10 protein-coding genes are annotated in these 12,631 nt (G+C 72.3%); 5 read left to right on the plus strand and 5 right to left on the minus strand.

Annotated features, from left to right (window positions below; genetic code table 11):
- Positions 1 to 96 precede the first annotated feature (96 nt).
- Entirely contained in the window at positions 97 to 1,395 is a 1,299-nt protein-coding gene (locus BCAV_RS13215; RefSeq protein ID WP_015883109.1) for a GNAT family N-acetyltransferase, read from the plus strand.
- A gap of 3 nt (positions 1,396 to 1,398) precedes the next feature.
- Here the strand turns inward: BCAV_RS13215 and BCAV_RS13220 are convergent, their stop codons facing one another.
- Positions 1,399 to 1,944: a hypothetical protein gene (locus BCAV_RS13220; protein WP_015883110.1), complete on the minus strand. Its 546-nt coding sequence runs from the start codon at positions 1,942 to 1,944 to the stop codon at positions 1,399 to 1,401.
- 232 nt (positions 1,945 to 2,176) lie between these two features.
- Between BCAV_RS13220 and BCAV_RS13225 the strand changes: the two genes are divergently transcribed.
- From BCAV_RS13225 to BCAV_RS13235, 3 genes are read left to right on the plus strand one after another with little or no spacing between them, the layout of a single operon-like run.
- Positions 2,177 to 3,544, plus strand: coding sequence for an ABC transporter substrate-binding protein (locus BCAV_RS13225; protein ID WP_015883111.1), 1,368 nt, complete (start codon positions 2,177 to 2,179; stop codon positions 3,542 to 3,544).
- Positions 3,545 to 3,548: 4 nt separating this feature from the next.
- On the plus strand, positions 3,549 to 4,895 hold the full coding sequence (locus BCAV_RS13230; RefSeq protein WP_015883112.1) for an ABC transporter permease: 1,347 nt from the start codon (positions 3,549 to 3,551) through the stop codon (positions 4,893 to 4,895).
- The gene (locus BCAV_RS13235; protein ID WP_015883113.1) at positions 4,892 to 5,803 is read left to right on the plus strand and encodes a carbohydrate ABC transporter permease; all 912 of its coding nucleotides are present in this window, start codon (positions 4,892 to 4,894) and stop codon (positions 5,801 to 5,803) included. The genes BCAV_RS13230 and BCAV_RS13235 overlap by 4 nt, the downstream gene beginning before the upstream one ends.
- A gap of 70 nt (positions 5,804 to 5,873) precedes the next feature.
- Here BCAV_RS13235 and BCAV_RS13240 read toward each other — a convergent pair whose 3' ends face one another.
- The gene (locus BCAV_RS13240) at positions 5,874 to 6,518 is read right to left on the minus strand and encodes a mycothiol-dependent nitroreductase Rv2466c family protein (protein WP_015883114.1); all 645 of its coding nucleotides are present in this window, start codon (positions 6,516 to 6,518) and stop codon (positions 5,874 to 5,876) included.
- Between the two features lie 202 nt (positions 6,519 to 6,720).
- Between BCAV_RS13240 and pepN the strand changes: the two genes are divergently transcribed.
- On the plus strand, positions 6,721 to 9,318 hold the full coding sequence (pepN, locus tag BCAV_RS13245) for an aminopeptidase N (protein ID WP_015883115.1): 2,598 nt from the start codon (positions 6,721 to 6,723) through the stop codon (positions 9,316 to 9,318).
- A gap of 33 nt (positions 9,319 to 9,351) precedes the next feature.
- Here the strand turns inward: pepN and BCAV_RS13250 are convergent, their stop codons facing one another.
- Genes BCAV_RS13250 through malQ form a run of 3 tightly spaced genes read right to left on the minus strand, consistent with a single transcriptional unit; the run spans position 9,352 to position 12,617 of the window.
- Complete coding sequence (locus BCAV_RS13250) at positions 9,352 to 9,930, minus strand: GNAT family N-acetyltransferase (protein WP_043347202.1); 579 nt, start codon at positions 9,928 to 9,930, stop codon at positions 9,352 to 9,354.
- A 30-nt stretch (positions 9,931 to 9,960) separates the two neighbouring features.
- Complete coding sequence (locus BCAV_RS13255) at positions 9,961 to 10,416, minus strand: PTS sugar transporter subunit IIA (protein ID WP_015883117.1); 456 nt, start codon at positions 10,414 to 10,416, stop codon at positions 9,961 to 9,963.
- Positions 10,416 to 12,617 (minus strand): 4-alpha-glucanotransferase, encoded by a 2,202-nt coding sequence (gene malQ / locus BCAV_RS13260; RefSeq protein ID WP_015883118.1) that lies wholly within the window; start codon positions 12,615 to 12,617, stop codon positions 10,416 to 10,418. The genes BCAV_RS13255 and malQ overlap by 1 nt, the downstream gene beginning before the upstream one ends.
- Positions 12,618 to 12,631 lie beyond the last annotated feature (14 nt).

Genomic DNA, 12,631 nt, shown 5'->3' on the forward strand with positions numbered 1-12,631 from the left:
GGACTCAAACAAGGTTCGCTGCTGACCCGACGACGTGGGCACAGTGAGCCGGGCAATGACCTCGACGCGACCTCCTCGGCAGGGAAGGATGCTCGGGTGACCAGCGACACGAGCACCGCGACCGAAGCCTCGACCGGCCCTGTCATCCCCGCGCCCGACGGCTACCGTCAGGTCGAGCTCGACGTCGAGGCCGATCGCGACGCCATCCGCGACGTCGACGAGTGGGGGTTCGCGTTCACCACGCCCCCGGAGGTCCTCGAGCAGCTGGCGTTCCCGCTGGAGGCGGGCCGCACCGTCGGTATCCGGACGGATGCCGACGGCGAGCTCGTCGCCGTGCACGGCTCCTACGCGTTCGAGATGCCCGTCCCCGGTGGCGCGCGCCTGCCCACCGCGGGTCTCACGTGGGTCGCGGTGCACCCGCAGCACCGCCGTCGCGGGCTGGCGAGGGCGATGCTCACCGCGCACCTTCGTCGCACGCGTGAGCGCGGCGAGCCGCTGTCGGCCCTGTTCGCGGCGGAGGAGGCGATCTACGGCCGGTACGGGTACGGGCGGGCGGCCTTCGCCGCGCGCGCGACCCTCCCGCGCGGCACCGTCCTGCGGGACGTGCCCGGGGCGGACGCGCTGCGGGTGAACCTCGAGCGGTTCGACGCCGAGCGCCACGCTGCCGTCGCGCTGGCGGTGCACGACGCCGTCGACCGGCCCGGCTGGATCACGCCGACGACCGACGCGCTGCGCGCGAACCTGCTCAGCGACATCGCGCAGTGGCGCGACGGCGCGGAGACGCGACGCATCGCCGTCGTCCGGGACGCTGCGGGATCGCCGCGAGCGTTCGCCACGTTCGCTCGCAAGGAGCACTGGGACGAGGTCGGACCCGCGGGCACGGTGCGCGTCAAGCTGTCAGCGGCGCTCGACGGCGCGGCGGCGCGCGCGCTGTGGGGCGTCCTGGTCGACCTCGACCTCATGGCGCAGGTCGAGACGGGCATGCTCGCCACCGACGACCCGGTGCTCACGCTGCTCGTCAACACGCGGGCGGCGAAGGTCCGCACGGCCGACAACCTGTGGGTCCGGATCGTCGACGTCGCCGGTGCCCTCGCCGGTCGCCGGTACGCGGCGCCGCTCGACGTCGTCCTCGAGGTCCGCGACGACCTGCTCGGCGAGAACGCCGGCCGATGGGCTCTGCGCGGTGGCCCGGACGCGGCGTCGGCCGAACGGACTGACGCGGCGGCCGACCTCGTGCTCGACGTGCGGGACCTCTCCGCCGCCTACCTCGGCGGGCCGACGCTGGTCGCGCTCGGTGCGGCGGGGCTCGTCCAGGAACTCACCCCCGGGGCGCTCGCGGCGGCGTCGGCCGCGTTCGCGTCGCCGCTCGCACCCGCGTGCAACTGGGTGTTCTGAGCCTCAGAACTCGGTGAGGGCCGCTCGCGCCAGCACGAAGCCGTGCCCGGTCTCGAGCGAGAGGCACCGCAGACCGGTGCGCTCGCTCGTGCAGGCGTAGCCGCCGACGGCGCTCGACTCGCCGTAGTCGAGCACGGCGGCGTCCGGGGCGCTCACGGGCGGGACCTCGGCGACGCACGGGACGTCGGTGCCCTCGGCGTCGAGCTCCACGACGCCGCCGACCGTGCCGGTGCAGCCGTCGGCCGGCGGCGGGGTGAACGTGTAGTCACCGATACGGCACGTGACGCCGTCGCCGGACATGTCGCAGCCGATGTTCCCGCTGGGCGTCACGAACGACGCGATCTCGACGGCGCCCTCCGGTGGCGTGGCCGACGGCGTGGGCACGGCGCTCGCCCCCGCGTCACCGCTCGCGGTCTCCGTCGGGTCGTCGCCCGGGTCGCCGCCGGGGCCCTGCCCGAGGAGCAGCACGAGGAGCACGATCAGCAGGACCACGTCCACGGCGGCAAGTATCGCGACGGTGATCACCCGTCGTCGGCGCTGGTCGGCCACCTGCATCCCCTCGTCGTCGGCGCGCCCCTGCGCGGCCCTTACGGTACCCGCCGCGCCGGAGCGCCGGCACCGGGGGTGCGAGCGTTCGCCGTCACTCGTATGGTGAACAGGCCCCGCGCAACCTGCGGAGCGATACGGAACTGGATCCACCACCTCTCACGCAAGGAACCGATACCGACGTGGACATGAACGCAACCCCCCGATCAGGTGCGACACCGAGGAAGGACGCACGATGAACGTCACACAGGCAGCAGGACGCTCCAGGCGACGCGTCCTCGCATCGGGGGTCGCCGCGCTCGCGAGCGTTGCTCTTCTCGCGGCCTGCGGCGGCGGGGGCGACGGCGAGGAACCGACCGGCGAGGACACGGCCGGCGAGGAGACGGGTGCGTCGGGCGACTGGCCCGACCTGTCGGGCACGACGCTCGACGTCGTCTCCGACTGGTCCGGTGCCGAGCAGGCCAACTTCGAGGAGGTCCTCGCGGGCTTCGAGGAGGCGACCGGCGCCACGGTCCAGTACACGAGCGCCGGCAACGACGTGGCCACCGTGCTGGGGACGCGCGTCGAGGGTGGCGACCCACCCGACGTCGCACTCATCCCGCAGCCGGGGCTGATGGACCAGTTCGCCGCGGACGGCGCGCTCATCGAGCTGCCGGAGGACGTGCTGGCCTCCGTGCAGGAGAACTACTCGCAGTCGTGGCAGGACCTCGGCACCGTCGACGGCACGCCGTACGGCGTCTGGTTCAAGGCCGCGAACAAGTCGACGGTCTGGTACAACGCCACCGTCTACGACACGGCAGGGGCGAGCGCACCCGAGACGTGGGACGACTTCGTCTCGACGCTCCAGCTCGTCTCCGACTCCGGCACCCCGGGGCTCGCCGTCGGCGCCGACGTCGGCTGGCCGCTCACCGACTGGTTCGAGAACGTCTACCTGCGGGTGGCGGGCGAGGACATGTACAACCAGCTCGCCGACCACGAGATCCCGTGGACCGACCCGACGGTCGTCGACTCCCTGACGATCCTCGGCGAGCTGTGGGGCAACGACCAGCTCGTGCTCTCCGGCGGCGCGCAGCGCACGTTCCCGGAGTCGGTCACAGCCGTCTTCGGTGACCCGCCGCAGGCCGGCACCGTGTACGAGGGCGACTTCGTGGCCGGCAACATCGCCGCCGACACGGAAGCCGTCGTCGGGACCGACGCGCTGTTCTACGCGTTCCCGTCGATCGAGGACTCGCCGCCGTCGGTGATGGGTGGCGGCAACGTCGCGATCGCGTTCACCGAGGACGAGGGCACGATGGCGCTCATGCGCTACCTGGCCTCACCGGAAGCGGCGAACATCTGGATCGAGCTCGGCGGGTTCACGTCGCCGAACATCAACTCGGACTCGAGCCTCTACCCGGACGAGACGTCGCAGGCGATCGCCGAGCAGCTCACCGGCGCCGAGGCGTTCGTGTTCGACCTGTCCGACCTCGCTCCGAGCGCGTTCGGCGGCACCCCGGGCCAGGGCTTCTGGCAGATCATGATCGACTTCTACAACGACCCGTCCGACCCGGCCGGAACGGCGCAGCAGCTCGAGGACGCAGCGGCCTCGGCATACGGAGGCTGAGTCCATGGCCGTCGCGGTGACGGCGGGCACGCCCCGGCCTGGTTCCGCCAGCGCCGGGGCGCGCTCACGCAACCGGCTCGTCGCGGCGCTGTTCCTGGCGCCCGCCACGATCGCCCTCGTCGCGCTCGTGCTGTACCCGATCGGGTACTCGGTGTGGCGGTCGCTGTTCAGCGCCCGCGGCGACGAGTTCGTGGGGTTCGGCAACTTCGTCGACATGTTCACGGACCCCGCCACGTTCCAGGCGATCCGGAACAACATCATCTGGGTGCTCGTCGCGCCGCTGGCCTGCACGATGCTCGGCCTCGTGTTCGCCGTGCTCATGGAGCGGATCGGCTGGCGGACGGCCTTCAAGCTCATCGTCTTCATGCCGATGGCGATCTCGATGCTCGCCGCCGGCGTCATCTTCCGCACCGTGTTCGACGAGAACCCCCAGACCGGCGTCGTCAACGCCGTCGTCGTCGCCGTCCGCGACACGTTCTCGCCGTCGGCCGACTACGCGGGGGCACGCCCTCGCCCGGAGACGGGGCTCGTGCAGGAGGGCACAGCGGTCGCCACCGACGGCCCCGTCGCGACCGGGACGGTGGTGGACTTCCCGCTCGTGGGGATCCCCCCCGACACCGTCCCGGCGGACGCGGCCGAGGCTGTCGCCGCCGAGCCGGGGGGCGACGACGTCGTCACCGGCACCGTGTGGCTCGACTTCATCGCCGGTGGGGGCGGGACGAACGGCGAGGTCGGGGACGGCAAGCCGGGCCTGACCGGTGTCACCGTCCAGGCGCGCGCGCCCGACGGCACCGTCACGGCGAACGCCACCACCGAGGCCGACGGCCGGTTCGAGCTCTCCGGGCTGGACCCGGGGACCGAGTACGAGATCGTGCTCCCGGAGTCGAACTTCACCGAGGGCGCGGGCGGGATCTCGTGGCTCGGTCCGAGCCTCATCACGCCCGTCGTCATCCTGTCCTACGTCTGGATCTGGGCCGGCTTCGCCATGGTGATGATCGCGTCCGGCCTCTCGGCGACGGACCGGTCGCTGCAGGAGGCCGCGCGGGTCGACGGCGCGAACGAGTGGCAGGTCTTCACGAGGATCACGATCCCTCAGCTGTACCCCGTGCTCATCGTCGTGATCGTCACGCTCATCATCAACGTGCTGAAGATCTTCGACCTCGTGTACGTCATCCCACCGGGCGAGTCGAAACCGGCGGCGAACGTCATCGCCGTCCAGATGTGGAACGTGTCGTTCGGCGGTGGGAACAACCAGGGCCTCGGCAGCGCGCTCGCGATCTTCCTGCTGGTGCTGGTGCTGCCGGCGATGATCATGAACATCCGCAACTTCCGGAAGGGAGGCCGACCGTGACCGCCGACGCCGTCACCACCGCCGACGCGGCCCCGGTCCGGGCCACTCCCCCGGGTGCGCGGAAGAAGCAGAGCGCCGTCTCCCGCGTGCTCGGGAACACCGTCGTCAACGTGGTGCTCGTGATCGTCGCGCTGTTCTGGATGATCCCGACGATCGGGCTGTTCATCGCGTCGCTGCGCACGTCGACGGCGAACACGTCGAGCGGGTGGTGGACCGTCTTCACGGCGCCCGCGCAGCTGACGATCGAGAACTACGCGAACCTGCTGCAGAACTCGACGATGGTCGCCTCGTTCTGGAACAGCGTGGCGATCACCGTGCCGACGACGATCCTCGTGGTCGTGATCGGGGCGCTGGCGGGTTATGCGCTCGCCTGGGTCGACTTCCGGGGCCGCGACGTCGTCCTCGTGGTGATCATCGCGCTGCTCGCGGTGCCCCTGCAGGTCGCGTTCATCCCACTGGCCCGCATGTTCGGCCAGCTCGGGGTCTTCGGCTCGATCGGCGGCGTCATCGCGTTCCACGTGGCGTTCGGGCTGCCGTTCGCGATCTTCCTGCTGCGGAACTTCTTCACGCAGGTGCCGAACGAGCTTCTCGAGGCGTCCCGGCTCGACGGCGCCGGCGAGTGGCGGATCTTCTCGCGGATCGTGCTCCCGCTCGGGCTGCCGGCGATCGCGTCGCTGGCGATCTTCCAGTTCCTCTGGACCTGGAACGACATGCTCGTGGCGCTGATCTTCTCGTCGCCGTCGTCGCAGCCCCTGACGGTGGCGCTGCAGTCGCAGCTGCGCCAGTTCTCGTCGAACCTCGACATCCTGGCGTCGGGCTCGTTCCTGTCGATGATCGTCCCGCTGATCGTGTTCTTCGCGTTCCAGCGGTACTTCGTCTCCGCGCTGCTGGCCGGCTCGAACCGGTAGGTGCCCCGGCCGCCCGCGTGGAAGAACCGTTGCCCCGTCGGCAACGGTTCTTCCACGCTGACGCAGCGGCTCAGTCGAAGATCGGCCCCTGCGTCCTGGTGCGCTTGATCTCGTAGAAGCCGGGGAACTCCGCGACGAGCACGCAGCCGTCCCAGAGCCGCCCGGCCTCCTCGCCCTTCGGTGCGGGCGTGATGACGGGCCCGAAGAACGCCGTCCCGTTGAACGCGACGATCGGGGTGCCGACCTCCTCGCCGACCTGGGAGATGCCCGCGTCGTGCGAGGCGCGCAGCGAGGTGTCCAGCTCGTCCGAGTCGGCGTAGCGCGCGAGGTCGGCCGGGAGACCCACCTCGGCGAGCGCCTCGGCGATCACGGCGTCGTAGTCCTTGCGTGCGCCAGGGTGGATCCGCGTGCCGAGCGCCGTGTACAGCGGCCCGACGACGTCGTCGCCGTGGAGCTCGCGTGCGGCGTTCACGACGCGCGCCGGTCCCCACGCGTGCTCCAGGAACGCCCGGTAGCCGGCGTCGATGTCCTTGTCCTCGTTGAGCACCGCGAGGCTCATGATGTGCCAGCGGACGGAGATGTCGCGGACCTTCTCCACCTCGCGGATCCAGCGGGAGGTCATCCACGCCCAGGGACAGAGGGGGTCGAACCAGAAGTCGGCGACCGCTGCCGCTGTGTCCTGCTCGTCGGTGAGTCGCTCCTGTGTGGTCGTCATCGCCGTCCTTCGTGGTTCGGGGTACGCGGCGCCGTCATCGGACACCGGCTCGTCAACGCCAACCCTGACGAGCAGCGGTCTGTTCCCGTGACAGGGTCCAGCCGGGCCGGCGGAATCCGCTCCCGGGCGGCCGGGACCGCGTGAAAGGATGCGCGGGGCGCCCACCCGGCGCACCGTCGTCGGACCAGAGCAGGAGTACCCAGTGCCCGGAGAGAACCTCACCCGCGTCGAGGCGCAGCAGCGCGCCGCCACCGTGCGTTCGCGCAGCTACGACGTCGAGCTCGATCTCGCGCGCGGGGACAAGGTCTTCGGGTCCCGCACCACGCTGAGGTTCGACGCCGAGCCGGGGAGCACCACGTTCGTGGACCTCATCGCGCCGACCGTCCACTCGGTGACACTCAACGGGCGCGAGCTCGACGTGGCAGACGTGTTCCACGACTCCCGCATCACGCTGGACGGCCTCGAGGCGAGCAACGAGGTCGTCGTCGACGCCGACTGCGCGTACATGCACACCGGCGAAGGCCTCCACCGGTTCGTCGACCCCGTCGACGGCGAGGTCTACCTGTACAGCCAGTTCGAGGTGGCTGACAGCCGCCGGGTGCTCGCGGTCTTCGAGCAGCCCGACCTCAAGGCGACGTTCGCGTTCACGGTGCTGGCGCCGTCGCACTGGGTCGTCGTCTCGAACTCCCCCACGCCGCAGCCGGAGGTCGTCACCGAGGGCGACGGGCACGACGGCGGCACGAGCCGCTGGTCCTTCGAGGCCACCCCGGTGCTGTCCTCGTACGTGACGGCGATCATCGCCGGCCCGTACCACGGGGAGTTCAGCGAGCTGACGAGCTCCGACGGCCGCACGATCCCGCTGGGCGTGTACTGCCGCGCGTCGCTCGCGGAGCACCTCGACTCGGGCAACATCGTGGACATCACGAAGGCCGGGTTCGCGTTCTACGAGGAGGCGTTCGCCCTCCCCTACCCGTTCGCCAAGTACGACCAGCTCTTCGTCCCGGAGTTCAACGCGGGCGCGATGGAGAACGCGGGCGCCGTCACGTTCCTCGAGAACTACGTGTTCCGTTCCAAGGTGCCCGACGCGATGGTCGAGCGCCGCGCCGTCACCATCCTGCACGAGCTCGCGCACATGTGGTTCGGCGACCTCGTGACGATGCGGTGGTGGAACGACCTGTGGCTCAACGAGTCGTTCGCCGAGTACGCGTCGACGCTCGCGACGGCGGAGGCCACCTCCTGGACGCAGGCGTGGACCACGTTCTCGTCGCTCGAGAAGTCGTGGGCCTACCGCCAGGACCAGCTGCCGTCCACGCACCCGATCGTCGCCGAGATCACCGACCTCGAGGACGTCGCCGTCAACTTCGACGGCATCACCTACGCCAAGGGCGCGTCGGTGCTCAAGCAGCTCGTCGCGTGGGTGGGGCGGGACGAGTTCCTCGCCGGCGTCCGCGCGTACTTCGCGAAGCACGCCCACGGCAACACGGAGCTGCGGGACCTGCTCGCCGAGCTCGAGGCGACGAGCGGGCGCGACCTGACCGCCTGGTCGGCGCTGTGGCTCGAGAAGGCCGGCGTCACGCTGCTGCGGCCCGTGGTCGAGACGGACGACGCGAACGTCATCACCTCCTTCGCGATCGCGCAGGAGGTGCCCGCCGAGTGGCCCACGCAGCGACCGCACCGGCTCGCCGTCGGCGGTTACGACGTGGCCGACGGTGGCAGCCTGGTACGCCGCCTGCGTGTCGAGCTCGACGTCGCCGGCGCGCTGACCCCGGTCCCGGAGCTCGTCGGCGAACGGCTCCCCGATCTCGTGCTCGTCAACGACGATGACCTCGCCTACGCCAAGGTGCGCCTCGACGACGCCTCGCTCGCGACGGCGCTCGAGCACCTGCGTGGCTTCGATGACTCCCTGCCGCGCTCGCTCGTGTGGGCGGCCGCATGGGACATGACGCGCGACGGCGAGTGGCCGGCCACGCAGTTCGTGGACCTCGTCCTGCGCAACATCGACGCGGAGACCGACTCCACGGTCGTGCTGGTGCTCCTGCGCCAGCTCGCGCAGACGATCGAGACGTACGTCGACCCGTCGGCCCGCGAGGAGGTCGGTTCGCGCGCGGCAGCACGGCTGTGGGAGCTCGCCCAGGGCGCGGCTCCGGGGTCGGACGCCCAGCTCCAGCTGGTCAAGGCGTACGCCGCCCGGGCGCGCGGGGAGGAGGCGCTCGCCGTGGTGCGCGGCCTGCTCGACGGCGAGATCGTGCTCGCCGGCCTCGCCGTGGACGTCGACCTGCGCTGGGAGCTCCTGACGGCCCTCGCCGCCGGCGGCGCCGCGACCGAGTCCGACGTGAGTGCCGAGCTCGAGCGTGACGCCACGGCCACGGGTCAGCGCGCCGCCGCCGCCGCACGTGCGGCGTTCCCGACGGCGCAGGCCAAGGCGGACGTCTGGGCGGCGGTCGTGGAGGCGGACGAGCTGCCGAACGCCGTGCAGTCTGCCGTGATCGCCTCCTTCGGCCGGAGCCATGACCGGTCGCTCCTCGTGCCGTACGTCGAGGGGTACTTCGCCTCGCTCGAGCGGATCTGGGCCGAGCGCACGAACGAGATGGCGCAGAACATCGTCACCGGGCTGTACCCGAGCCTGCTCGCGGACATCGACTCCAGCCACGGCGTCGACGTCCTGGCCGTCACCGACACGTGGCTCGACCAGCTCGGCGAGCGCACTCCGGCGCTGCGGCGGCTCGTGGTCGAGGCGGAGGACGGCGTCCGGCGCGCGCTGCGGGTCCAGGCAGCCGACCGGGCGTACCGCGCGGGCTGACACGCCGACCCGGTTGAGCCGGCGCGTGCCGGCTCAACCGTTGGCAGTCCGCCACTCCTGCGCGAGCATCGCGTAGCCGAGCCCGTCCAGCCAGGCGCCGGACCGGTGCAGGGAGTCGGCGACGGTGTGGCTCTCGCGCCGCATCCCGACCCGCTCCATGAGGCGCCAGGACGGCGCGTTGTCCGCGAAGCACTGCGCCTCCACGCGGCGCAGGCCGAGGTCGGCAAAGCACACGCGGAGGAGTGCTCGGACCGCCTCCGTCGCGTACCCGTGGCCGTGGTGCGCCGGGTCGAGGGCCCACCCGAGCTCCGCCTGCGCCTGCTGCGCGCGGTCGGCGACCTCGTGCTGCGCCCATGCGTCCTCGAGACGCAGCATGAGGTCCCCGATGACGGTGCCGTCCCGCTCCACGACGAGCGTGCGGGCCAGACGGTCCGCCTTCGTGATGTAGGTCCGGAACTCCTCCCAGTCGTCGGTGAGGAGCGGCAGCCACTCCGCCACGTCCGGGAGGCGACGGTAGCGCCAGAAGGCCGCGGCGTCGTCGTCCGTCGCACGCCGCAGCGAGAGCCGCTCGGTCACGATCGGCCAGGTGAGCTCATCCAGGGTTCGAGGCACGAGCGCCAGTATCGCCGCCCGCCGCCCCGTTCAGGGCCAGGTGAACATCAGCGCGCCCGCGTCCACGGTGTCGCCGGGCGCCACGCGCGCCTCCAGCGCAGCGGCGTCGGCCTGCATGGCGACGACCGGCGAGACGGCGCTGCGCCCGCCCGCGCGGACCGCCGCCGGCGACCACGTGAGGAGATGGCCCCCCGCGGCGACCTCGTCGCCGTCGCCGGCGAGGACCGTGAAACCCTCCCCGTGCAGCTCGACGGTGTCCAGGCCGAGGTGGACGAGGACGGCGTGCGCCCCGACGGCGACGACGACGGCGTGCGGGTGGATCTTGACGATCCGGCCGTCGCACGGGGCGAGCACCGCCACGTCGGCGTCGCCCACGGGGTCGAGCGCCAGGCCGGCCCCGACGATCGACTGGGCGAACACCGGGTCCGGCACGTCCTCCGGCGCGATGACGCGACCCGCGAACGGGGCGCGCACCAGGGTGGGCATCAGCCGAGCTCGTCGGCCCGGGTGCGCAGCTCGCCGTTGATCGCCGCCACCAGCGAGGCGAGACGCGCCGACGCCGCCAGATCCTCGACCCGGACGACCTGCTCGGCGGCGTCCGCGAGCGGGACCTTCCAGTTCGGGTACTCGGTGTGGGTCCCGGGCTGGTTCTGGGCGCGGCGTTCGCCGACCGCGTCGGCCAGGGACACCCCGAGCAGGCGCGACGGTGTCGCCACCAGGTAGCGGTGCAGCGCCTCCACGACCTCGCGCTCGGTCGGGTGGTCGGCGAGAAGGCCGCGCCGCCGCAGGGCGCTGAGCATCGCCTCGCGCTCCGCCCGGGCCGCCTGCCGGACCACCTCGACGGGCTCCGTGAGCAGGCCGAGGCTCGCGCGCAGGTCGACGTGGTCGCCGTCCAGGTACCCGGCGGTCGGCGGCAGGTCGTGCGTGGTCACTGTCGCCAGGGCCAGCTCACGGTAGTGCTCGGGCGGCAACGGACCGCCGTCGTCGTCCTTCTCGAACCACAAGACGGACGTGCCGAGGATGCCGCGGTCCTCGAGGTAGTCGCGCACCCACGGCTCCACGGTGCCGAGGTCCTCCCCGATGAGCAGGGCGCGAGCCCGGTGCGCCTCGAGCGCGAGGACGCCGACCATCGCCTCGTGGTCGTACCGCACGTACGTGCCCTCGTCCGGCTGGGCGCCCTCCGGGATCCACCACAGCCGGAACAGCCCGATCACGTGGTCGATGCGCAGGGCCCCGGCGTGCCGCAGCACCGTCCGCACCATGTCCCGCAGCGGTGCGTAACCGGACCGGGCGAGCGCGTCCGGGCGCCACGGGGGCTGCGACCAGTCCTGGCCCTGCTGGTTGTACATGTCCGGCGGTGCGCCCACGGTCATGCCGGGGGCGAACAGGCGCCGCGACGCCCACGTCTCGGCGCCGACCGGATGCACGCCGACGGCGAGGTCGTGCATGACGCCGACGCGCATCCCCGCACTGCGGGCGACGCGCTGCGCGGCGGCGAGCTGGGTGTCCGCCACCCACTGCAGCCACGTGTAGAACTCGGCTCGCTCGCGCAGCTCGATGCGCAGCCGCGCGACCAGGGGCGAGGTGATGTCGTCCGCCTCGGCGGGCCGGTCGCGGCCCTCGAAGTGCTCGGCGATCGCGCACCACAGCGCGAAGTTCGCGAGCCCGCGCCCCTGCTCCGCCCGGAACTGGGCGAACGCCCGCTCACGCGCCGGGGTGCGGGGCGCGGCGAACAGGACCTCGAGCGCCGCCTTCTTCGCCGCCCACGACTCGTCCCGGTCCAGCAGACCAGGGTCGGAGTTGGCGTCGCGAACGCCCTGCTGCGCCCACTCCACCAGCGCCCGCTGCGAGCTGGGCAGGTAGCCGGCCTCCCTCACGTCCTCGGGACGCACGTACGACGGGTTGACGAACCTGCGGGTGGACGGCAGGTACGGGGACGGCTCCTGCGGGGCGACCGGCTCGGCCGCGTGCAGCGGGTTGACGAGCAGGAAGTCCGCTCCGAGCCCGCCGGCCAGGCTCGCCAGCTCCGCGAGGTCGGCGAGGTCGCCGATCCCCCACGACGCCTCGGAGCGCACCGAGTACAGCTGTGCCATGAGGCCCCACGCCCGCCCGCCGAGCTCGGTGGGCAGGTCCGGTACCTCGAGGCGGTCAGGGGTGACGGCGAGCGGCGTCCGGGCGCGCAGCACGACGCCCGGGCCGTCCGCGCCGTCCGGGCGCGCCTCGCGCGCTCGCAGCTCGTGCCAGCCGAGCGGGAGGTCGGCCGGCAGCGCGAACGTGGCTCGACCCCGGGACTCGCCGTCGACGACGTGCGGCGGCACCCACGCGTCGACCTGCTCCAGCGCGCGCCTCGAGCCGTCCTCGCACACCACGTCCACGGCGACGGCCGAGCCGTCGCGCACGTGCACGAAGAACTCGCTCTGCCGCCCGGCGCGCGCCACGACGCACAGGGGCAGGAGCCGCCGCCACGGGGCGTTCTCGTGCTCCGTGAGGGCAGCAGCGACCTGCTCCTCGCTGAACGCGGCCACACCCATCGCGGCGAGCACCGACCGGATCGTCGATGCCTGCACGGTCCGCAGCACGCCGTGGTAGCCGTGGAACTCGGTGGCGATGCCGTGCGCCTGCGCGAGCGCCGCGAGCCCGGGGCTCGGGAGCTCCGGCACTCCTCCCGGGTCCTGCTCGCTCGTCATGCGTGGTCCGTCCG

Origin of the sequence: Beutenbergia cavernae DSM 12333 (assembly GCF_000023105.1) — a bacterium.
Lineage (GTDB): Bacteria > Actinomycetota > Actinomycetes > Actinomycetales > Beutenbergiaceae > Beutenbergia > Beutenbergia cavernae.

Coding starts and splice junctions, on each gene's coding strand:
- BCAV_RS13225 (WP_015883111.1), top strand. CDS start 2,177: ATGAACGTCACACAGGCAGCAGGACGCTCCAGGCGACGCGTCCTCGCA.
- BCAV_RS13230 (WP_015883112.1), top strand. CDS start 3,549: ATGGCCGTCGCGGTGACGGCGGGCACGCCCCGGCCTGGTTCCGCCAGC.
- BCAV_RS13240 (WP_015883114.1), bottom strand. CDS start 6,518: ATGACGACCACACAGGAGCGACTCACCGACGAGCAGGACACAGCGGCA.
- BCAV_RS13255 (WP_015883117.1), bottom strand. CDS start 10,416: ATGCCCACCCTGGTGCGCGCCCCGTTCGCGGGTCGCGTCATCGCGCCG.
- malQ (WP_015883118.1), bottom strand. CDS start 12,617: ATGACGAGCGAGCAGGACCCGGGAGGAGTGCCGGAGCTCCCGAGCCCC.